This window comes from Duganella sp. 1411 (genome assembly GCF_017833525.1).
Taxonomy (GTDB): domain Bacteria; phylum Pseudomonadota; class Gammaproteobacteria; order Burkholderiales; family Burkholderiaceae_D; genus Rugamonas.
Window position 1 is genome coordinate 769139 of record NZ_JAFICD010000002.1, and the last position, 21486, is coordinate 790624.

General features: G+C 66.4%; 20 protein-coding genes. 13 read left to right on the top strand and 7 right to left on the bottom strand.

Annotation, left to right across the window (positions count from 1 at the left end; all coding sequences use genetic code 11):
- Positions 1-204: 204 nt before the first annotated feature.
- The 5 genes from JOD97_RS15015 (at position 205) to JOD97_RS15035 (ending at position 5850) form a co-directional block, all read left to right on the top strand.
- Positions 205-681, top strand: coding sequence for a MarR family winged helix-turn-helix transcriptional regulator (locus JOD97_RS15015; protein ID WP_209719126.1), 477 nt, complete (start codon positions 205-207; stop codon positions 679-681).
- Positions 682-694: 13 nt separating this feature from the next.
- Complete coding sequence (locus tag JOD97_RS15020) at positions 695-2104, top strand: MFS transporter (protein WP_209719129.1); 1410 nt, start codon at positions 695-697, stop codon at positions 2102-2104.
- Positions 2105-2116: 12 nt separating this feature from the next.
- Positions 2117-3079: a LysR substrate-binding domain-containing protein gene (locus JOD97_RS15025; RefSeq protein WP_209719132.1), complete on the top strand. Its 963-nt coding sequence runs from the start codon at positions 2117-2119 to the stop codon at positions 3077-3079.
- A gap of 154 nt (positions 3080-3233) precedes the next feature.
- Complete coding sequence (locus tag JOD97_RS15030; RefSeq protein ID WP_209719135.1) at positions 3234-4529, top strand: Glu/Leu/Phe/Val dehydrogenase; 1296 nt, start codon at positions 3234-3236, stop codon at positions 4527-4529.
- An 88-nt stretch (positions 4530-4617) separates the two neighbouring features.
- Positions 4618-5850, top strand: coding sequence for a malic enzyme-like NAD(P)-binding protein (locus JOD97_RS15035; RefSeq protein ID WP_209719138.1), 1233 nt, complete (start codon positions 4618-4620; stop codon positions 5848-5850).
- Between the two features lie 86 nt (positions 5851-5936).
- Here the strand turns inward: JOD97_RS15035 and JOD97_RS15040 are convergent, their stop codons facing one another.
- The gene (locus JOD97_RS15040) at positions 5937-7238 is read right to left on the bottom strand and encodes an amidohydrolase family protein (protein WP_209719141.1); all 1302 of its coding nucleotides are present in this window, start codon (positions 7236-7238) and stop codon (positions 5937-5939) included.
- Positions 7239-7405: 167 nt separating this feature from the next.
- Entirely contained in the window at positions 7406-8602 is a 1197-nt protein-coding gene (gene senA / locus JOD97_RS15045; protein WP_209719146.1) for a selenoneine synthase SenA, read from the bottom strand.
- A 34-nt stretch (positions 8603-8636) separates the two neighbouring features.
- On the opposite strand from senA, the gene senB reads away from it, so the two are divergent.
- The 3 genes from senB to JOD97_RS15060 all read left to right on the top strand — a co-directional run bounded on the left by senB (position 8637) and on the right by JOD97_RS15060 (position 11655).
- Positions 8637-9635 (top strand): selenoneine biosynthesis selenosugar synthase SenB, encoded by a 999-nt coding sequence (senB, locus tag JOD97_RS15050; protein WP_209719149.1) that lies wholly within the window; start codon positions 8637-8639, stop codon positions 9633-9635.
- A gap of 4 nt (positions 9636-9639) precedes the next feature.
- Positions 9640-10686, top strand: coding sequence for a selenide, water dikinase SelD (gene selD / locus JOD97_RS15055; protein ID WP_209719152.1), 1047 nt, complete (start codon positions 9640-9642; stop codon positions 10684-10686).
- Between the two features lie 315 nt (positions 10687-11001).
- Positions 11002-11655, top strand: coding sequence for a hydrolase (locus JOD97_RS15060; RefSeq protein ID WP_209719155.1), 654 nt, complete (start codon positions 11002-11004; stop codon positions 11653-11655).
- A 37-nt stretch (positions 11656-11692) separates the two neighbouring features.
- On the opposite strand, the gene JOD97_RS15065 is transcribed toward JOD97_RS15060, so the two are convergent.
- The gene (locus JOD97_RS15065) at positions 11693-12130 is read right to left on the bottom strand and encodes an HD domain-containing protein (protein ID WP_209719158.1); all 438 of its coding nucleotides are present in this window, start codon (positions 12128-12130) and stop codon (positions 11693-11695) included.
- An 83-nt stretch (positions 12131-12213) separates the two neighbouring features.
- Positions 12214-13134 carry a LysR family transcriptional regulator gene (locus JOD97_RS15070; RefSeq protein ID WP_209719161.1) on the bottom strand — a complete coding sequence of 307 codons (921 nt, stop codon included), beginning with the start codon at positions 13132-13134 and terminating at the stop codon, positions 12214-12216.
- Positions 13135-13239: 105 nt separating this feature from the next.
- Here JOD97_RS15070 and JOD97_RS15075 point away from each other — a divergent pair, with 105 nt between their 5' ends.
- Positions 13240-14010 (top strand): SDR family NAD(P)-dependent oxidoreductase, encoded by a 771-nt coding sequence (locus JOD97_RS15075; RefSeq protein ID WP_209719164.1) that lies wholly within the window; start codon positions 13240-13242, stop codon positions 14008-14010.
- 6 nt (positions 14011-14016) lie between these two features.
- On the opposite strand, the gene JOD97_RS15080 is transcribed toward JOD97_RS15075, so the two are convergent.
- Positions 14017-14523: a nuclear transport factor 2 family protein gene (locus JOD97_RS15080; protein WP_209719167.1), complete on the bottom strand. Its 507-nt coding sequence runs from the start codon at positions 14521-14523 to the stop codon at positions 14017-14019.
- Positions 14524-14724: 201 nt separating this feature from the next.
- Here JOD97_RS15080 and JOD97_RS15085 point away from each other — a divergent pair, with 201 nt between their 5' ends.
- From JOD97_RS15085 to leuA, 3 genes are all read left to right on the top strand, one after another.
- On the top strand, positions 14725-15375 hold the full coding sequence (locus JOD97_RS15085; protein ID WP_209719170.1) for a DsbA family protein: 651 nt from the start codon (positions 14725-14727) through the stop codon (positions 15373-15375).
- A gap of 2 nt (positions 15376-15377) precedes the next feature.
- A complete protein-coding gene (locus JOD97_RS15090; RefSeq protein ID WP_209719173.1) occupies positions 15378-15776 on the top strand; it encodes a nuclear transport factor 2 family protein in 399 nt (132 codons plus the stop codon).
- Between the two features lie 477 nt (positions 15777-16253).
- The gene (gene leuA, locus JOD97_RS15095) at positions 16254-17948 is read left to right on the top strand and encodes a 2-isopropylmalate synthase (RefSeq protein ID WP_209719175.1); all 1695 of its coding nucleotides are present in this window, start codon (positions 16254-16256) and stop codon (positions 17946-17948) included.
- A gap of 219 nt (positions 17949-18167) precedes the next feature.
- On the opposite strand, the gene JOD97_RS15100 is transcribed toward leuA, so the two are convergent.
- A complete protein-coding gene (locus JOD97_RS15100) occupies positions 18168-18713 on the bottom strand; it encodes a GNAT family N-acetyltransferase (RefSeq protein ID WP_308937243.1) in 546 nt (181 codons plus the stop codon).
- Positions 18714-18801: 88 nt separating this feature from the next.
- Between JOD97_RS15100 and JOD97_RS15105 the strand changes: the two genes are divergently transcribed.
- Complete coding sequence (locus JOD97_RS15105; protein WP_209719178.1) at positions 18802-20244, top strand: nitrilase-related carbon-nitrogen hydrolase; 1443 nt, start codon at positions 18802-18804, stop codon at positions 20242-20244.
- On the opposite strand, the gene egtB is transcribed toward JOD97_RS15105, so the two are convergent.
- Positions 20213-21481 (bottom strand): ergothioneine biosynthesis protein EgtB, encoded by a 1269-nt coding sequence (egtB, locus tag JOD97_RS15110; protein ID WP_209719181.1) that lies wholly within the window; start codon positions 21479-21481, stop codon positions 20213-20215. The genes JOD97_RS15105 and egtB overlap by 32 nt on opposite strands.
- Positions 21482-21486 lie beyond the last annotated feature (5 nt).

Below are 21486 nucleotides of genomic sequence, written 5' to 3' on the forward strand. Positions count from 1 at the left end.
GTCCCCTGCTGTTTTAGATGATTTTTGTGCTTTTTTTGTGCGGGCGCGGGCCGTCGCGGGCCCCGTCGCCGGATGCGTTGAAAACGATACCATAACCAAAGCCAAGAAAAATCTTGCGATTGCATAAAAATATCCCTATACTTGCTTAATCAAGTATTTATCAACGATAGATCAAACATGACTCAACCACAAAAGGATTTTGCAATGGACAACAACGACTTCGACCAAGGGGCACCGGCCGCCGTCAGCCCCAGCCTGGAATTCGCGCTGCGCCTCGCGCGCGCGCAGGCCACCTTGGTGCGCCGGCTCGACCAGGTGCTGGGCGGCTACCACGGCATCAGCTTCGGCGACTTCATGCTGCTGCACTACCTGAACCGCGCGCCCGGCGGCCGGCTGCGCCGCGTCGACCTGGCCGAGCGCCAGGGGCTGACCGCGTCCGGCGTCACCCGCACCCTGCTGCCGCTGGAGAAGATCGGTCTGGTCGAGCGCCAGCAAGACCCGCGCGACGCCCGCGTCGCCTACGCCGCCATCACCGCCACCGGCCGCGAACTGCTGGGCAACGCCGTCGTCGTCGCCGAGCAGATCAGCAAGGACTTGCTGCGCAACTGCCCGCGCGACCAGTTCGCCGCCCTCAGCGACGCGCTCGGCCTGATCGCCGGCATGAACGCCTCCAACTCCTGACCCGGGAAACGCCATGTCCGCCCCCACCCCGCCGCGCGCCGCGCTGCTGCGCGACCACAACTTCAAATGGCTGTTGCGCGGCGGCGTCATCTCGATGCTGGGCGACCAGCTGACCTTGATCGCCCTGCCCTGGCTGGTGTTCCGGCTGACCGGCGACACCGTCGCGCTGGGCCTGGTGATCGCGCTGATGAGCATCCCGCGCGCCGTGTTCATGCTGGTCGGCGGCGCGCTGGTCGACCGCCACTCGCCGCAGCGCGTGCTCATGCTCAGCAAGTACGCCAACGCCGCGCTGCTGGCCATGCTGACGCTGCTGGTGCTCGACCACCAGCCGCAACACACGCTGGCGCTAGGCGGCGCGCTGTCGCTGACGGTCGTCATGACGCCGCACCTGACCTTGACGGCCATCTACGCGCTGGCCTTCTGCATCGGCCTGGCGCAGGCGTTCGGCGTGCCGTCGGGCACCTCGATCATGCCGCGCGCGATCGCGCCGGAACTGCTGCAGGCGGCCAACGGCATGCTGATGGGATTGCGCCAGCTGTCGATGCTGATCGGCCCCCTGCTGGCGGCGGGCCTGCTGGCCATCGGCGGCCACGGCGGCCACGGCGGCGCGGCCGGCGCGGCCGCCATGGTGGGCGGCGCGCCGGGCATGGGCGCGGCCACTGCCGGCCCGATCGTGGCCGACGCCCGCGGCCTGGCGCTGGCGTTCGGCCTCGACTGCCTCAGCTTCCTGCTGTCGGCATGGACGCTGTCCAAGGTGCGCCTGCCGCCAACGCCGGCGGCGGCGTCCGGACAGCAAGCGGCGCCGGTGCTGCGCGCCGTCGGCGAGGGCCTGGCGATGGTGTGGCGCGACGTCGCGCTGCGCACCTGCTTCATCTACTGGGGCGCCGTCTCGCTGCTCATCGGCGGCACCATGCAGGTGGCGCTGCCGGTGCTGGCCGCCGCGCTGCACGGCGCCTCCACGCTGGGATTGCTGATGGGCGCGCACGGCGCCGGCACCTTGCTCGGCATGGGCGCGGCGGCCGTCGGCGGCGCGCGCCCGCGCCGCATCGGCGTCGGCTTCGGCACGCTGATCGTGCTGATCGACGGCGCCGTCGGCCTGCTGGTCATGCCGCTGGGCGCCGTCGGCGCCGCGTGGCAGGCGGCGCTGCTGATGCTGGCGATCGGCGTGCTGGCCGGCTTCATGCAGATCAACGTCTTCACCTGGATCCAGCAGCGCGTGCCGCCGCACATGATGGGCCGCGCCATGAGCATCTTCATGTTCATCTTCATGGGACTGGCGCCGCTGTCGGCCGGCGCCACCGGCTGGCTGCTGACCGTAATCCCGCTGTCGCAATTGTTCGTCGGCGGTGGCATGATACTGGTGCTGTGCGCGGCGCTGGCGTACGCCTTCACGCCGATGCGCCGCATCGCCAACGCGCAATAAGGGATACCCCGTATGGAAACCAAATGGCTGGAAGACTTCATCTCCCTGGTCGAGACCAATAACTTCAGCCGCTCGGCCGCGCTGCGCCACGTCACGCAGCCGGCCTTCTCGCGCCGCATCCAGTCGCTGGAGAACTGGCTCGGCACCGACCTGGTCGACCGCACCTCCTACCCGACCCGCCTGACGCCGGCCGGCACCGTCTTCTACGAGCAGGCGCTCGAGATGCTGGCGCAGATCAACGGCGCGCGCGACATGCTGCGCTCCAAGCGCGCCGCCGCCCAGACCAGCATCGACCTGGCCGTGCCGCACACCTTGTCGCTGACCTTCGTGCCCAAATGGCTGACGGGATTGGAGCGCGACTTCGCCCCCATCAGCAGCCGCCTGATGGCGCTCAACGTCCACGACGCCGTGCTGCAGCTGGTCGAGGGCGGCTGCGACCTGCTGCTGTGCTACCACCATCCGCGCCAGCCGGTGCAGCTCGACCCGGGCCGCTACGACATGCTGGTGCTGGGGCGCGAATCGCTGCGCCCCTACGCCCGCAGCGACAAGAACCGCGTGCCCGAACTGACGCTGCCGGGCACCAAGAAGGCGCCGCTGCCGTTTTTATCGTACACCAACAACGCCTACCTGGGCCGCATGGTCGAGCTGATCCTGGGCGACGCCAAGACCCCGCCCCACCTCGAGCCGCGCTACGAGACCGACATGGCCGAGGGCCTCAAGATGATGGCGCTCGAGGGCCGCGGCGTGGCCTTCCTGCCCGAATCGGCCGTCACGCGCGAGCTCAAACACAAGCTGCTGGCGCCGGCCGACAACGACAGCGCCGAATGGCAGATCGAGATGGAGATCCGGCTCTACCGCGAGCGCCCGTCGCCGTCGCGGCGCGGCAAGGCCATCGTCGAACGGCTGTGGGATTTCCTCGAACAACGCCAGCACGACGGCCCCCGCAAACGCCGCGTCGCGGTCTCCGAACGCTGAGGCCAATTCGTTAATTCTTTAGTAACTATGCGTTTTACGCATAGTCGAATGCGCACACGGCATTGGCCGGCGCCGGGCCCCGGTCCTATGATTCGTTCCACCTGATCGCCACCAAAAGCGGCGCTCACCAAAACAAATCCAACGGAGCCTGAGCATGACCACTGCACACCAACAGCACGCACTGCCTTCCTACCTCAACCCGGACGACCTGGGTCCCTGGGGCGTCTACCTGCAACAGATCGACCGCGTCACGCCGCACCTGGGCAACCTGTCGCGCTGGGTCGAAACGCTCAAGCGTCCCAAGCGCATCCTGACCGTCGACGTGCCGATCGAGCGCGACGACGGCTCGATCGCCCACTACGAAGGCTACCGCGTGCAGCACAACATGTCGCGCGGCCCGGGCAAGGGCGGCGTGCGCTTCCACCAGGACGTGACGTTGTCGGAAGTGATGGCGCTGTCGGCGTGGATGACGGTCAAGAACGCGGCGGTCAACGTGCCGTACGGCGGCGCCAAGGGCGGCATCCGGGTCGACCCGAAAACCCTGTCGCGCGGCGAGCTGCAGCGCCTGACGCGCCGCTACACCAGCGAAATCAGCCTGATCATCGGCCCCAACAAGGACATCCCGGCGCCCGACGTCAACACCAACGAACAAGTGATGGCGTGGATGATGGACTCGTACGCCATGATCGAGGGCAACCTGTCGACCGGCGTCGTCACCGGCAAGCCGATCTCGCTGGGCGGCTCGCTGGGCCGGCGCGAGGCGACCGGCCGCGGCGTGTTCGTCACCGGCCGCGAAGCCGCCATCAAGCGCGGCGTCGAGATCCATGGCGCCCGCGTCGCCATCCAGGGCTTCGGCAACGTCGGCGGCGTCGCCGCCACCATGTTCGCCGACGCCGGCGCCAAGGTCGTCGCCGTGCAGGACCACACCGGCACCGTGGTGCACCAGGGCGGCCTTGACATCGCCCGCCTGCACCAGCACGTGGCCGAATGCGGCAGCGTCACCGGCTTCCCCGGCGCCGAGGCCTTCCTCGAGCGCGACGCCTTCTGGGACATCGAATCGGAGATCCTGATTCCGGCCGCGCTGGAACAGCAGATCACGGCCGACAACGCGCCGCGCATCCGCACCAAAATCATCCTGGAGGGCGCCAACGGCCCGACCACGCCGGAAGCGGACGACATCCTGACCGACAAGGATGTGCTGATCGTGCCGGACGTGCTGGCCAACGCCGGCGGCGTAACTGTGTCATACTTTGAATGGGTGCAAGATTTTTCCAGCTTCTTCTGGAGCGAGGACGAGATCAATGCCCGCCTGACGCGCATCATGCAGGACGCTTTCAACGCCGTATGGTCCGTGTCACAAGAGAAGAAGGTCACGCTGCGCACCGCCACCTTCATTTTGGCGTGCACGCGCGTGTTACAGGCGCGCGAGGTGCGCGGCTTGTACCCATGATTTAACGAATCCCAGCACTATGCGCCTGCACCGGCTTTTGGCCCGTGCGGGCGTTTTTCGCATAGCGTCAACAAAAAACAAGGACAATATGAGCACCATCGAACAAAAAGCACTGGCCTACCACCGCGCCGGCAAGGCCGGCAAGATCGCCATCGAAGTGACCAAGAGCGTCGGCACCCAGGAAGACCTGGCGCTGGCGTATTCGCCCGGCGTGGCCGCCCCTTGCGTGGAGATCCAGCGCGAGCCGGCCAAGGCCTACGAATACACGGCCAAGGGCAACCTGGTGGGCGTCATCACCAACGGCAGCGCGGTGCTCGGCCTGGGCAACATCGGCGCGCTGGCCGGCAAGCCGGTCATGGAGGGCAAGGTGGTGCTGTTCAAAAAATTCGCCGGCATCGACGCCTTCGACATCGAGATCGACGAGACCGACCCGGACAAGCTGGTCGACATCATCGCCGCGCTGCACCCGACCTTCGGCGGCATCAACCTGGAGGACATCAAGGCGCCGGAATGCTTCTACATCGAGCGCAAGCTGCGCGAGCGCCTGTCGATCCCGGTGTTCCACGACGACCAGCACGGCACCGCCATCGTCGTCGGCGCCGGCATGCTCAACGCCATCGAGATGACGGGGCGCGACATCGCCACCGTCAAAATCGTCTGCTCGGGCGCCGGCGCGGCGGCCATCGCCTGCCTCGACCTGCTGGTCGATTTGGGCGCGCAAAAGCACAACATCTTCGTCTGCGACAGCAAGGGCGTGCTGACCACGGCGCGCGCATTGGACGGCGAAAAGGCCGCCTGGGCGCGCAACACCGACGCGACGACGCTGTCGCAGGTGATGGAAGGCGCCGACGTGTTCCTGGGCGTGTCCGGCCCGGGGGTGCTGTCGCAGGCCGACATCACGCGCATGAACGCGCACCCGATCGTCTTCACCTTGGCCAATCCGGAGCCGGAACTGCGTCCGGAGCTGGTGCGCGAAGTGGCGCCGGACGCCATCATCGCCACCGGCCGCTCGGACTACCCGAACCAGATCAACAACGCGCTGTGCTTCCCCTACCTGTTCCGCGCGGCGCTCGACTGCGGCGCCTCGACCATCAACCAGGAGATGAAACGGGCCTGCGTGGTGGCGCTGGCCGACATGGCGCGCGCCGACGAGCGCTTCGGCAAGGACTACGTGGTGCCGGGATTGCTGGACCCGCGGCTGCTGCGCGGCGTCACGCCGAAGATCGCCACGGCCGCGTACCGCAGCGGCGTCGCGCGCAAGGAGCTGATCGAGATCGACTACGCCAACGACCTGGCCGATTTGGCCGAATCGCTGATCTAAACGTCAAAACCCGCACCCCGGACGATGGGGACGATGGGGTCGTACCCGACGGGTACGACCCCGGTTGGCTGTGCGGGTTTCTCCGCTCAACGCCGAATCACCTCCCCACCCTTCATCACAAACGACACCTTGGTCAACTCGGTTGCGTCCTGCGCTGGATCGCCCTTGACGGCGATGATGTCCGCGTACTTGCCGACGCCGATCGACCCAACCTTGTCCTTCCACCCCAACAAATCGGCCGCATTGATGGTCGCGGCCTGAATCGCCTGCATCGACGTCATGCCGTACTTGATCATGTACGCGAACTGCCTGGCGTTGTCGCCATGCGGATAAACCCCGGCATCGGTACCGAAGGCCATCTTCGCGCCGCCGGTGTAGGCCTTGCGGAAGTTATCGCGCTGCAGCTGGCCGATCACCTTCTCCTTGGCGATCGACTCGGGCAGCATGCCGGCCTTCTCGCCCTCCTGCAAAATGAAATCGTCGTTATAAATATCCATCACCAGATAAGTACCCTTCTCGCGCGCCAGCCGGATACCCTCGTCATCGATCAAACTCGCATGCTCGACCGAATCCACCCCGGCCAGAATCGCGTCGCGGATGCTGCTGGCGCCATGCGCGTGCGCGGCCACCTTGCGTCCCAACTTGTGCGCCTCGCCGACGATGGCCTGCATCTCCTCGAGCGTGTACTGCTGCGCGCCCGGCTCGTCGCCCTTGGACAGCACCCCGCCCGAAGCACAGATCTTGATCACGTCGGCGCCGTACTTGGCCATCTCGCGCACCTTGGCGCGCGCCTGCCACGGGCCGTCGGCCACGCCGCGTCCGACGACGTTCTTATCGGCCGGCAGCAGGTTCTCGTCGCAATGGCCGCCCTGGATGCCGATGGCGTAACCGGCGGTGCGCATGCGCGGCCCGATGAAATCCCCCTCGTCGATCGCATCGCGCAGCGCCACGTCGCCGAAGCCGGACGCGCCCACGTTGCGCACGCTGGTGAAGCCCGCCTCCAGCGTCTTGCGCGCCGCGCGCACACCGTACAGCGCCGCGCGCGTGTCGGACACGCCCAGCGCGTTGTAGCCGCCAAGGTAGGCGTCGGCGGTCAAATGGGTGTGCATGTCGATCAAGCCGGGCAACACGGTCTGCGACGACAAATCGATCACCTGCGCGCCGGCCGGAAGCTTGGCCGAAGCGCTCGGCCCGACCGAGGTGATGCGCTCGCCGGTGATGACGATGGTCTGGTCCTTGAGCACCGTGCCGGCCACCACGTCGACCAGTTTTCCCGCGCGGATGACGACCACCTTGGCTTCCGCCTTGGCGTCGGCCGCGAACGACGGCGCCGCCACGCCCAGGGCGCCCAAGACGGTGGCGGTGATCAGGAGATGCTTGAACTTCATGGGGTGCGCCCTTTTCAAAAAAAAGAGAAAAGAATAGCAGAGCAACCACAGGAAGGCGGGCTTATTTTTGGCGGCCGGCGAAACCCGCACGGCCAGGCGGGGTCGTACCCCACCGGGGTACGACCCCTAAGCGGCGACGCTGGCGTTCCGCCAAAAGCACACGGGTTTCAGCCCGGCCAGGCGCAGGTGCGCAGGCCGACGAACATGTCGTCCCGCTCGGGCATGTAGAAGTTGCGGTACTTGGCCGAGACCATGCGCGGCTGCGTCGCGAACGAGGCCCCGCGCAGCGCCTGATGGGTGGAGAACCACGGCTGCGAATACTCGCGGTAGCGGTCCGGCGCGAAATCCGGATACGGCTCGAACGGCGTCGACGTCCACTCCCACAACTGCCCCCAGCGGAACGCCGGATGGCCCGACAGCGCGGCGTACTCCCACTCCGCCTCGGTCGGCAGGCGCCGTCCGGCCCAGGCGCAGTAGGCCTGCGCCTCGTACAAGGTCAGGTGGCGCACCGGCTCGGCGCCGGCCAGCGTCGACAACTCGCCGAAGCGCACCGTGCGCCACTGGCCGCCGTCGCGCTGCCAGTAGCGCGGCGCCGAGCGCTCCTGGCGCATCAGCCAGTCGGCGCCGGCGTTGCTCCAGAACTGGCGGTTGTCGTAGCCGCCGTCGGCGACGAAATCGGCATACTGGGCGTTGCTCACCAGGGCGCTGTCGATGGCGAACGGCGCCACGTGGCGCGCGTGCGCGGCGCGCTCGTTGTCGAACACGAAGCCGCCGCCGGCGCTGCCCATCTCGATGGTCCCGCCGGGAAAACCGATCTCGGACGGCGCGAACAGCGCCTGCGGGGGCGCGGCGGCCACCGGCGCCGGCAAGCCGAGCGTCTGCAGCGTGTAGAACAGCGCTTCGCCGTGCATGTCCTCGTGCGCCAGCGCCAGGCGGTACGGATACAGCGCCTCGTCGGTGTTGGGTTCGCGCGACAGCTTGTCGAGCACCCGGTCCAGCACCTCGTGGCAGTAGGTCTTGAGCGCGCCGGCGGCGGGCAGGTCGAGCGTCCAGCGGCTGCGGTGCGGCACCAGCGCGGAGTCGAACCAGTCGTCGCCCCGGCTCAGCAGGCAGTTGCCGTTGCCGTCGGCCGGATGGCTGGACGTCGCCTCGCGCAGGATAAACCATTCGGCGAACCAGGCGATGTGCCCCAGCTCCCACAGCGGCGGATTGACGATGCGCAGTTGCGGCACGCGCGCCGGCACGTCCATGCCGGCGGCGGCGAAGCAATCGAACAGCAGCAGCGTATAATCCCGCGCATGCCGCAGCGACTGCGCCAATTGCTGCGGACTGGCGTTCCGGAACGAAGATGGGCTGGAATTCATGTGGCGATTGTAACGACTTTTAAGCAAAACACCAGTGACACGACAGCATATCTGGATCGTCAGCCCGGCGTCGGCCCGCGCCAACAACGGCAACTGGCAAAGCGCCAGTCGCTGGGCGCGTTTTCTGCGCACGCGCTACCGCGTCACGATCAACCTGCACTGGCCGGACGCCGACGCCCCCTCCGACGCGCCACCGGATCTGCTGATCGCGCTGCACGCGCGCCGCTCGGCGGCGTCGCTCGACGCCTGGACCCGGGCCTGGCCCGAGCGGCCATCGATCCTGCTACTGACCGGCACCGACCTGTATCGCGACATCCACACCGACGCCAGCGCGAAGCGCGCGCTGGAGCAGGCGGACGCGCTGGTGCTGCTGCAGCCGGCCGGCCTGCAGGTGCTGCCGGCGCCGCTGCACGCCAAGACGCGCGTCATCTACCAGTCCGCCGCCACGCTGCGGCCGGCGCCGCCGGCGGCCAGGCGCCACGCGGACATCTGCATGATCGGCCACCTGCGCGCGGAAAAAGACCCGTACACCTTCATGCGCGCCGCCGCGCTGGTGACGGCGCCATCGGCGCGCCTGATCCACATCGGCGGCGCGCTGGAGCCGGCGCTGGCCACCGCCGCCGAGGTCACCGCCGCGAAGGAGCCGCGCTACCGCTGGCTGGGCGCGCTGCCGCACGGGGCCACGCGCCAGCGCCTCAAGCGCAGCCACGCGATGGCGCTGACGTCGCACATGGAGGGCGGCGCCAACGTCATCATCGAGGCGGTCAGCGCCGGCGTGCCGGTGCTGGCGAGCGACATCAGCGGCAATCGCGGCATGCTGGGCGACGACTACGCCGGCTACTTCCCGCCCGGCGACGCCGCCGCGCTGGCGCGCCTGATCGACCGCAGCATAGCCGACCCCGCGTTCCACGCGCTGCTGCGCGCGCAATGCGAGGCCCGCGCGCCGCTGTTCGCGCCTGCCGCCGAACGGGCAGCCCTGCTCGAGTTAGTGGATAATCTGCTGCATGAACGAACAAGCCCAACCAAGGAATGAACAAATGAGCAACGACGCTATCAAACTGACCTCCTTCTCCCACGGCGGCGGCTGCGGCTGCAAAATCGCGCCCGGCGTGCTGTCCGAGATCCTGAAGAATTCGAGCGGCTTCCCGGTGCCGAAGGAACTGATGGTCGGCATCGAGACGGCCGACGACGCCGCCGTCTACAAGCTCAATGACGAGCAGGCGCTGATCGCCACCACCGACTTCTTCATGCCGATCGTCGACGACCCGTTCGACTTCGGCCGCATCGCCGCCACCAACGCCATCTCCGACGTCTACGCCATGGGCGGCACGCCGATCATGGCCCTGGCGCTGGTGGGCATGCCGATCAACAAACTGCCGCTCGAAACCATCGGCCAGATCATCAAGGGCGGCGAATCGATCTGCGCGGAGGCCGGCATCCCGATCGCCGGCGGCCACACCATCGACTCGGTCGAGCCGATCTACGGCCTGGTGGTGCTGGGCCTGGTGCACCCGTCCAAGGTCAAGCGCAACGCCGACGCCAAGGCCGGCGACGTGCTGGTGCTGGGCAAACCGCTGGGCGTGGGCGTGCTATCGGCCGCGCTGAAGAAGGACAAGCTGGACGCCGACGGCTACAAAGCCATGATCGCCAACACCACCAAACTCAATAAGCCGGGCAAGGCGCTGTCGGAGATGGCCGGCGTGCACGCGCTGACCGACGTCACCGGTTTCGGTTTGCTGGGCCACCTGCTGGAGCTGGCGCGCGGCGCCAAGCTGGAGGCGCATCTGGAGATGGCCAAGATTCCGCTGCTGCCGGGCGTCGAACAGCTCGCGCACGACGGCTACTTCACGGGCGCCTCGGGCCGCAACTGGGAAGCGTACGGCAAGGACGTGCAGCTGGGCGCTGGCGTCTCGCAGGCGCAGCACATGCTGCTGACGGACCCGCAAACCTCGGGCGGCCTGCTGGTATCGTGCGACGAAGGCAGCGTTGAAGAAGTGCTGGCGTTGTTCCGCCGCGAAGGCTTCGGCGAAGCGGCCGTCATCGGCCGCATGGCCGCCGGCGAAGCGCGGGTGCGCGTCGAATAACGACATCACCACGGCATCACCTCGCCACGGAACCACGCGACCACGAAATCACGTAGGGCGGATTAGCGCAGCGTAATCCGCCATGCCAGCTCCATCGGCGACGCATGCATGGCGGATTACGGCGTTCCGCCTAATCCGCCCTACGTGGCCCCGTATCCCCTCCAAGCAACTGTCGATTTTTTCGAACATATCCCGGTATTTTTTCCGCTTTTATTTTCGCCTCCCGTCGCGGATACTTCATTCCAGCAGCGAGAAACCCTAAACAAAACGCGAATCAGCCAATCGAAATCATTGAACATTACCTAGGAGCCCACCATGCCAACCGCCATCGCCCAACCAGGCAACACCCTGCTGAACCCGACCAACCACACCCTGATCATGATCGATCACCAGTCGCAGATGTCGTTCGCCACCAAGTCGATCGACCCGGTCCAGCTGCGCAACAACGTCGCGCTGGTTGCCAAGGCCGCCAAAGGCTTCGCGGTGCCGACCATCCTCACCACGGTCGCCGAAAAATCGTTCTCCGGCCCGATCTTCGACGAAATCAAATCGGTGTTCCCCGACGAAGTCGCGATCGACCGCACCACCATGAACACCTGGGAAGACCCGCGCATCGCCGACCGCGTCAACGCCATCGGCAAGGACAAGATCGTGCTGGCCGGCCTGTGGACGTCGGTGTGCATCGTCGGCCCCGCGCTGTCGGCGCTCGACCAGGGCTTTGAAGTCTACGTCATCACCGACGCCAGCGGCGACGTCTCCGACGAAGCGCACGAACGCGCCGTCGAACGCATGGTGCAACTGGGCGCCCGTCCAATGACCTCGCTCCAATACCTGCTCGAACTGCAGCGCGACTGGGCGCGCGGCGAAACCTACAACGAAACGGTGGCCACCTCGATCGCCCACGGCGGCGGCTACGGCCTGGGGCTGATCTACGCCAAGACGATGTTCAACGCCGGCGAAGGCCATTGATCGAGGCCGGGCCGGGCGCGAGACCCGGCCCGGCGATTCAATCCTGCGGGGCGTCGCGCCCCAGCAGGATTTCGCGCACGGCCTTGTACTCCTCCAGCCGCGCGAAATCGCGTTCGGTCGGATGCTCAATACGCGTCAAGTCCATGTTCTCGGCGTTGTCGGCCAGCTTTACCTGGCGCGCGACCGCGTCGGCGGCGGCCCTGCGCGCGGCGTCGATGCGCGATTCGCCCGCCCGCTTGGTGAGCGCGTCGACGGCGGCGATAACCTCCGGCGGAAATCCTTCCTCCGCCAGCCGCTGCAACGACACCGGCGTATCCTCGACGACGTCGTGCAGCACGGCGGCCATGCGCTCATGCTCCGATGCCATCCTCAGCATCACCCGCAACGGGTGCAGGATATATGCTTGTCCGGCCTTGTCGACCTGCCCCGCGTGGGCTTCCGCCGCGATCGCGATCGCCCGTTCCAATGTCGCCATGATCAATCCTTTAAAAATATAAACCGCCGACAGACTCCCTCGGTCCACAAGATACCGCGTTGACGGGTTCGCGTCGACCCGGTTCAGCCAGCGCCCGGCGCCGGCGGCTCGAGCATGGACGGCCTGATGATCCGCACCAGCCAGTTGAACACCATTTCCACACGCGGCGCGAGGTGTCGGCGGTGCGGGACCACCAGCGACACCTGCGTCGGCGGCGGGCGGAACCCCGGCAGCACCTCGACCAGGTCCCCGCTATCGATCAGGCGCCGGTTGGTCGGCAGCGCCGCCTGCATGATGCCCAAGCCGTTGACGCAAGCGGCCTGCATATACGTCGAACTATTGACCGACAAGGCGCTGCGCATCGGCACCGCGCGCAGCGCGCCATCGACCTCGCAGCGCAACGCCGCCGCCTCGCTGCGCAGGTTGGCGGCGTAATGGACAATGCGGTGGTGCGCCAGATCGGCCAGCGACAGCGGCGTGCCGTGCTGACGCAAATACGCGGGACTGGCCAGATTACACATCGCCATCATGCCAAGCGGCCGCGCGACCAGATCCGAATCCGGCAAAGGGCCGATCCTGATGAGGGCATCAAAACCCTCCCGCACCATATCCACCCGGCGATCGTTGGTGCTGATCCCCAGGTCGAGCAGCGGATGGGCCGACAACAACGCCGGCAAGTGCGGCATCACCAGCTCCTGCGCGAACATACTGGGCATGTCGATGCGCACCCTGCCGCGCATTTCGCCGGTGGCCGGCCGGAACATCCCCTGCAACTGGTCGGCCTCCGTGAGCAGCTCCTTGCAGCGTAAAAGAAAAACCTCGCCGTCGGGCGTCAGCCGCACGCTGCGCGTGGTGCGTTGTAGCAGGCGCCCGCCCACCTCCGCCTCCAGCGCCCGCACCACCGTCGACACCCTGCCCTTGGCCATGTTCAGCTGTTCGGCGGCCTTGGTAAAGCTGGCCAACTCGGCGACGCGGCAAAACACCCTCAACTCGCTCAGATCCATGCCAATTGTTCTTCCAGTAGAAACAGTCCATTTATTTTACAGCGATTTATCATTGAATATGAAAACGGTACAGTGACCGCTCCCTCACCTCTTTTGGAGCATCCCATGAATACGACTCACACCAATCGCATCGCCCTCGTCACCGGCGCCAGCCGCGGAATTGGCCGCAGCCACGCGCTGCAACTGGCCGCCCGTGGCGTCGACGTGATCCTCACCTACCTGAACGGCGAGGACCAAGCCGCCGCCGTCATCAAGCAGATCGAGGCCCTGGGCCGCCGCGCGGTGGCCTTGCGCCTGGACGTGGGCGCGGCCGGTAGCTTCGACGCTTTCGCCGGCAACGTACGCGAGGTGTTGAAGCAGGTCTGGCAGCGCGACCGTTTCGACTACCTGGTCAACAACGCCGGCGGCGGCGTGTACGCCACGCTGGCCGACACCACCGAGCAGCAGTTCGACCTGATGATCGACACCCATTTGAAGGGCACCTTCTTCCTGACCCAGAAGCTGCTGCCGCTGGTGGCCGATGGCGGCCGCATTCTCAACACCTCGTCGGGACTGACGCGCTTTACCGCTAACGGGTACGCCGCCTACGCGGCGGCCAAGGCCGGCGTCGATGTCCTGACGCGCTACATGGCGCTCGAACTGGGGCCGCGCGGCATCAGCGTGAACGCGATCGCGCCGGGTGCGACGGAGACGGACTTCGGCGGCGGCGCGCTGCGCGATGACGCCGCCCTCAACACGCAATTCGCCGGCATGACAGCGCTGGGCCGCAACGCGGTTCCGGACGACATCGGCGGCGTCGTCGCCGCCTTGCTGACCGGCGACGCCGGCTGGATCACCGGCCAGCGCATCGAGGCGTCCGGCGGCCTGCTACTCTGATTTGCCCTAGTCCGTGTAATGCGCCGTCCAGGTCACGGAAAAGATCTTCCACAGCCCGTCGCGCTTGACCATCTGCCAGGCCTCGACGCCGTGGTTCTGCACCGCGCCGTCGAACAGGAACTCGTAGTCGAACATCACCCAGGCCACATCGCCGTCCTGGGTGATCTTCAAGTCGTAGAACTTCTCTTCGATCTGCCGCTTCTCTGTTTTGATGAATTGGACAAAATCGTTGTAGCCGCCGGCGCGCACGCCGTCGAAGTTCGGATCGACCTCCTTGCGGATTCGGGCCACCTGCTTGTCGGTCGCCGGCGAGGCGAAAAGTATGTTCGAGTTCAGCATCAACAATGACAGCTTGCGCGCGTCCTTCGCCTTGAGCGCCGCCTGGAAGTCGGTGGCCACGGCCCTGATGGCCGCGGTGTCCTCCGGCGTTGCGACCGGCTTGGGCGGCGCTGCCCGCGCGGCGCCCGCGCCTATCAACACCATCAACACTGCCGCGCGAATAAATCGATACATGGGGAATCCTTTAACGATGAAACGCCGATAGTAGGCGAGCATGGCAAAAATATCAACATAGGCACCACCTCCCCGGAGCCTATCGATATGCCCGATCCACGCAACAATCTTTCAATTCGGACGGGGTTTATCCGGGCAAAGCGAACATATACAGTGGTGGCTCCCCTTTCGCAATCAGCCAACATTGAAAGAACCACCACCATGAGCGTATCGACCCTGCATTACATTTACGATCCGATGTGCGGCTGGTGCTACGGCGCCGAGCCGCTGATCGAGGCCGCGCGCGCGGTCACCCGTATCGAGGCCCATGCCGGCGGCATGATGATGGGGCCCCAGCGCCGCCCGGTGACGCCCGAGCTGCGCCGCTACGTCAACGAGGCCGACCAGCGCATCGCCCATCTGAGCGGCCAGCCGTTCGGCGCCGCCTACAAGGACGGCCTGCTCAACGACACCGGCGCGGTGCTCGACTCCGAACCGCCGATCACCGCCATCCTGGCTGCCGAACAGGTGGCGTCGCAGGGCCTGGAACTGCTGGCCCGCCTGCAGAAGGCGCACTATGTCGAAGGCCGGCGCGTGGCCGAACGGCAGGTGCTGGCCGATCTGGCGGCGGACATCGGCATCGATCGCGACGCCTTCGAGCGCGCCTGCGACGACCTGGCCGGCCCGGCGACCAAGGAGCACGTGGTCGCCACCCGCGCGCTGATGAACCGCCTCGGCGCCACCGGCTATCCATCGATGGCGCTGGAACGGGACGGCGCCTTCACGCGCATCGAACTGGCGCCGTACCTGGGCCGGCCCGACGCGTGGCTGGAATTCCTTGGCCAGCACTTCACCATCCGCCAGGAGGTTTAAGCATGAGCACAAGCAAAGGCAATCTCGACATCGTCCGCGCCCACTACGACGCCTCGGCCAACGGCGACACCAAGGCCATGATGGCCGACGTCGCGCCCGACGTGCGCTGGACCGAAATGGCCGGTTTCCCGTGCGCCGGCACCTGGGTCGGCCCGCAGGCGGTGCTCGACAACGTCTTCGGCGTGCTGGGACGGGACTGGAAGGACTACCGCTTCGAACTTGAAACGCTGCTCGACGCCGGCGACCATATCATCGGCGTCGGCGTCTACCAGGGCGAGTACCGCGCCACGAAAAAGAGCATGCGCGCCCGCGTGACGCACATCTGGACGATCAAGGACGGCAAGGTGGTCGCCTTCGAACAGTTCACCGACACGCTGCTGGTCCATCAGGCCATGACCTGAACGGGGCAAGCGCGGGCCGAATGCAACAATAGCAAATACATCACCGACAACATTCCCTTGACAGCCATGCGGCCGATCTCGTACATTAAGGGCTATGACCTCGCATCTGCACCTATCCGCTTTCCTGCTGCCGCCAGCTAGCCTATCGCTAGCGGCGCGCCTACTAGCACGCGCTTAATCCGCGTTCCAGCCGCGTTTTCAACGCACCCGTGCCGGCCACAAGCCGCACAAGTCTCCAACACCCAGGAAAGTTTGCACCGATGCTCACCCCGGCCACCCATGCTCCATCCCGCACCGGCGATTCGATCGCGCCGCGGGCTGGCGCGCGTGCGTTTGGCCCTGCGCTGCTATCGCTAAAACTACCGATCGGTTGCCTGGCCTAGCGTTCCGTGGCCGCCTTGCAGCCTTTCGCCACACGCAGCGCCGGCCAAGCCTGCATCCGAGCAAGCCCCAATTTAAAAGACCCAGGAGCACCCCATGATGTTGCAGAACCCAGCAGCGAAGTACCGCGCCTTCCCACCAGTTCAATTGTCCGACCGCCAGTGGCCCAATAACATCATCGCCAAGCCGCCGATCTGGATGAGCACCGATCTGCGCGACGGCAACCAGGCGCTGATCGAGCCGATGAGCCCAGAGAAAAAACTGCGCTTCTTCGAACTGCTGGTCAAAATCGGCCTCAAGGAAATCGAAGTGGGCTTCCCTTCGGCCTCGCAGACCGACTTCGACTTCGTGCGCAAGCTGGTCGACGAGAACCGCATCCCCGACGACGTCACCATCATCGTGCTGACCCAGTCGCGCGATGAACTGATCCGCCGCACCGTGGAGGCGGCGGCCGGCGCCAAGCGCGCCATCGTCCACCTGTATAACTCGGTCGCGCCGGTGTTCCGCAAAGTCGTCTTCGGCATGTCGCGCGAGGAGATCACCAACATCGCCACCACCGGCACCAAGCTGGTGAAAGAGCTGATCAAGCAGCACCCGCAAACCGACTGGGGCTTCGAATACACGCCGGAGTCGTTCTCCACCACCGAACTCGATTTCTCCAAGCATATCTGCGACGCCGTCACCGCGATCTGGGAGCCGACCCCGCACAAGAAGATGATCATCAACCTGCCGTCGACGGTTGAATGCAGCACGCCGAACGTCTACGCCGACCAGATCGAATGGATGTCGCGCAAGCTGGCGCGCCGCGATTCGCTGATCATCAGCGTCCACCCGCACAACGACCGCGGCACCGCCGTCGCCTCGGCCGAACTGGCGGTGATGGCCGGCGCCGACCGCGTCGAGGGCTGCCTGTTCGGCAACGGCGAACGCACCGGCAACGTCGACCTGGTCACCCTGGCGCTGAACCTGTACACCCAGGGCGTGCACCCGGGCCTGGACTTCTCCGACATCGACGAAGTGCGCAAGTGCGTCGAAGAGTGCAACCAGCTGCCGGTGCACCCGCGCCACCCGTACGTGGGCGACCTGGTGTTCACCGCCTTCTCCGGCTCGCACCAGGACGCGATCAAGAAGGGCTTCGCCCAGCAGAAGGAAGGCGCGCTGTGGGAGATTCCATACCTGCCGATCGATCCGGCCGACCTGGGACGCAGCTACGACGCCGTCATCCGCGTCAACAGCCAATCCGGCAAGGGCGGCATGGCCTACCTGCTGGAGCAGGACTACGGCCTGGTGCTGCCGCGCCGCCTGCAGATTGAATTCAGCCGCGCGGTGCAGGCGGTGGCCGACGCCACCGGCCTGGAAATCACGGCCGAAGGCATCTACGACATCTTCAGCCGCGAGTATTTCGAACAAAACGCGCCGTACGCCTACAACTCGCACAAGATGGTGGAAGACACCAGCAGCGACGAACCGGTGCAGATCGACATCAACCTGACCCACCGCCAGGCGCCGATGGCGCTGCAGGGCGGCGGCAACGGCCCGATCGACGCCTTCGTCGACGCGCTCGGCCTGGACATCAAGCTGATGGACTACCACGAGCACTCGATCGGCTCGGGCGCCAACGCCAAGGCGGCCTGCTATGTCGAACTGCGCCTGGCCAACGGCCCGACCCTGTTCGGCGCGGCCACCGACAGCAACATCCTGACCGCCTCGTTCAAGGCGGTGCTCAGCGCCGTCAACCGCCAGTTGAACACCATCGAAGCGGCGCAAGCCCAAGGCGCGGTAGCGGCCTAACAGCGCATCAACGCGGCGCCGGCGGAAACCACGCGTTTCCGCCGGCCGCCCACCGCATCCCCCCCATCACACGTTGAGAAACCCGGCCTCGAGACAACGCCGATGGACGGCTTGCCGGCATGCGCCGGGCCGTCCTTTTGCCGTTGACACGGCGTGACTTGTTCGGAATGGAAGGGGGAGACACCGCCAGCGTTGACGGCCTTTACGCCAAAACCAGGCTTACAGTTGGATATCCATCAGCACATCGTCGTACGGCACGCCGTCGACAATCAATGCGCAGTGCTCGCGCCCATAGACCTTGAAGCCGATCGACTCATACAAGGTGATCGCCGCCGCGTTACCGACCGTGACGGCCAGGGTCACCTTGGTCACGCCCTCCATGGTGGCGATGAACTCCATCGCATGCTCCATCAGCTGGCGGCCCACACCGGTGCCGCGATAGGCGACATCGACCTGCATACCCCGGATATAGGCTTTGTGGCGCAGTTTGATCTGCGATTCGCGGCCGACGCCGACCATGCCGACCAGGCGGTCGCCGTCGAACGCGCCAAAACGGTTGCGGCCAGCCTCCGATTCGAAGTAAGCCTCGGTCACGGGGATAGGCGTATTGCACTCCTCTTCATAGCTGGACGTGAAAGCGGTCGGGGTTTCACGAAGGCCGGAAAGGCGCAATGACTGGAAGGCTGCGGCGTCTGCGGGGGTTAATCGGCGTATGAGAATAGGCATAATGAGAGAATGATAAAAAAGTGGAATCGAACGATGCATAAATTATCATTTACCTCACTACCAATAGCAAGCGAATAGGGGCGCACGAATGAAACTTAACCGGCCAATGCTAATTAAGATCGTTCTTATGACATTTGTGACAGGTCTGATGCTGCGTTATGTGGTCGGATTGGAACCGGTATGGTGGCTGGCCTGGCTGGCACCGGCGGCTTTGCTGGCACTGGCCTACCGCCACAACGCCGCGCCCGCGCGCTGGATCGTCGGCTGCGCGGCGCTGATTGCCGCCAGCGTCAACCTGCCCTACTACCAGACGCTGATGCCGGCCGTTGCGGCGGCCGCCGTCACGCTGGCGCAGGCGCTCCCGTGGTACGCGGCCGTGCTGGGCGCGCGCCGCGTGGTGTTACGTTACCAGCGCTGGTGGACCGTTTTCGCCTACCCGGTGCTGTGGACCGCCATCGATACGCTGATGGCGGCGCTGCTCCCGGATGGAAACTGGGGCAATATCGGCTACAGCCAGTATGAATTTCCGGCCGCGCTGCAGATCGCCGCCTTGTTCGGCACCGCCGGCGTCACCTTCGTGGTGTGCCTGGTGGCGTCGGCGCTGGCGATGGCGCTGGCCTTCGGCGTGCGCGCGCCACGGGTGCGCCGCGCCGGCGCCGTGGCGGCGCTGCTGACGATCGCCGCGCTGGGCTACGGCGCGCTGCGCCTGCAAACGGCGCCGCAAGGGCCGGGCCGGGGCAGCGAAATGGTGTTCGGACTGGTCGCGGTGGACAATGCCGCCGGGCTGCAAGCGACGGCCACCTACTCGGAACCGATCTGGCGCCAGTACGAGGAGCACATCGTCAAGCTTGCGCAACAAGGCGCCAGCGTCATCGTGCTGCCGGAAAAAGTGGCCGTCATGTCGCCGGCCCAGGCGCAGCTGGCGCAGGCGCGGTTCGCCCGGCTGGCGGCGCGCCTGGGGGTCTGGATCGAAATCGGCGTCGGCATCGACGACGGCCACAAACGCCTCAATCTGGCGTGGCTGCTGTCGCCCCGGGGCGAGCTGGCGCAGCGTTACCAAAAACATCACATGGCGCCACCGGAGCGCGACCACATCCCCGGCGACGGCTACAACCTGCACACGATCGGCGGCCCGCAAGGTGGCCTCAAATACGGCCTGGCCATCTGCAAGGACATGCACTTCGCCTCGCTGGGCCGCGCCTACGGCAGGCGCGCGGCGGCCGTGATGCTGGTGCCGGCGTGGGATTTCGGCGTCGACCGCTTCCTTGCCACCGGCATGACGACCACGCGCGGCGTCGAAAACGGCTACACGATCGTGCGCAGCGCGCGCGAAGGCCTGCTGACGGTGAGCGATGCCTACGGCCGCATCCTGGCGCAACGGGACAGCGCGAAGATGCCCGGCAGCGCGCTGCTGGTGCGGGTGCCGGTGTCGGCGCCGGTGCCGACGCTATACACCCGTATCGGCGACGCGCTGGGCTGGATCTGCGTCGCCGCCGCCGTGGCGGGAGCGTTGGCGATGATCGCCGGCTGGCGGCGCGTCAGGCCTGCCGCGCCAGCCGTATCCCCGTGAACTGCCAGCGGGCGCCGGCCGGGAAGAAGTTGCGGTAGCTGGCGCGCGCGTGGCCGGCCGGCGTGGCGCACGACGAGCCACGCAGCACATACTGGTTCAGCATGAATTTGCCGTTGTATTCTCCCAACGCGCCGGGCGCGGTCTGGTAGCCCGGGTACGGCGAGTAGCTGCTGCTGGTCCACTGCCAGCAATGGCCGAACATCTGCAGCAGCCCGCCGCCGACACTGGCGCCGGCGCCGGCCGGATGCAGCTCGCCGGTTTCGATGGGCGCCTGCGCGGCGGCGAACTCCCACTCCGCCTCGGTGGGCAGGCGCGCGCCGGCCCAATGGGCGTAGGCGTCCGCCTCGAACAGGGACAGGTGCGTGACCGGCAGGTTCGGGTCCAGCGCCCGCGCGCCGCGCAGCGTGAATTCGCGCCAGTCGCCGTTGTCGTCCTGCTGCCAGTAGATCGGACACTTCAAATTCTGGCTGCGCACCCAATCCCAGCCCTCGGCCAGCCACAGCGCGGCATTGAAATAGCCGCCGGCGGCGATGAACGCCTGATACTCGCCATTGGTCACCAGCCGCGAGGCCAGCTGGAACGGCGCCACGTACTGTTTATGGCGCGGCAGCTCGTTATCGAAGCAGAAGCCCTCGCCGTCGTAGCCGATCGCGGTCAGGCCGCCGTCGAAGCCCAGCCAGGACAACGGCGGCGCCAGCGCGGCCACCGGCGCCGGCGCGTCCAGATACGCCGGCAGCAAGGCGCTTTGCGCCAGCAGGTGCTTGACGTCGGTGAGCATCAATTCCTGATGCTGCTGCTCGTGCTCCAGCCCCAGCGCGATCAGCGTCTCGAGTTGGCCGCGCTGGCCCGCATCGAGCTCGCCGGCCAGCAGGCGCGCCACGCGCGCGTCGACGTCGGCCCGGTAGGCGCGCACCTGCGCCATCGCCGGACGCGTCAGCAGGCCGCGCTGGGCGCGCGGATGCTTTTCGCCGATGCCGTTGTAATAGGAGTTGAACAGCACCCGGAACGCCGGATGGAAAGGCTGGAAGCCGGCCTCCATGCGCTCCAGGATAAAGGTCTCGAAGAACCACGTGGTGTGCGCCAGGTGCCATTTGATCGGACTGGCGTCGGGCATCGACTGCGCGCCGCAATCTTCGTCGGTCAGCGGCTCGGCCAGCAGCAGCGAATGGCGGCGGACGTCGCGATAACGGGCGCTGAGTTGGGCAAAAACCGGCTGTCGCGGCAAACGCATATCCATGGGCG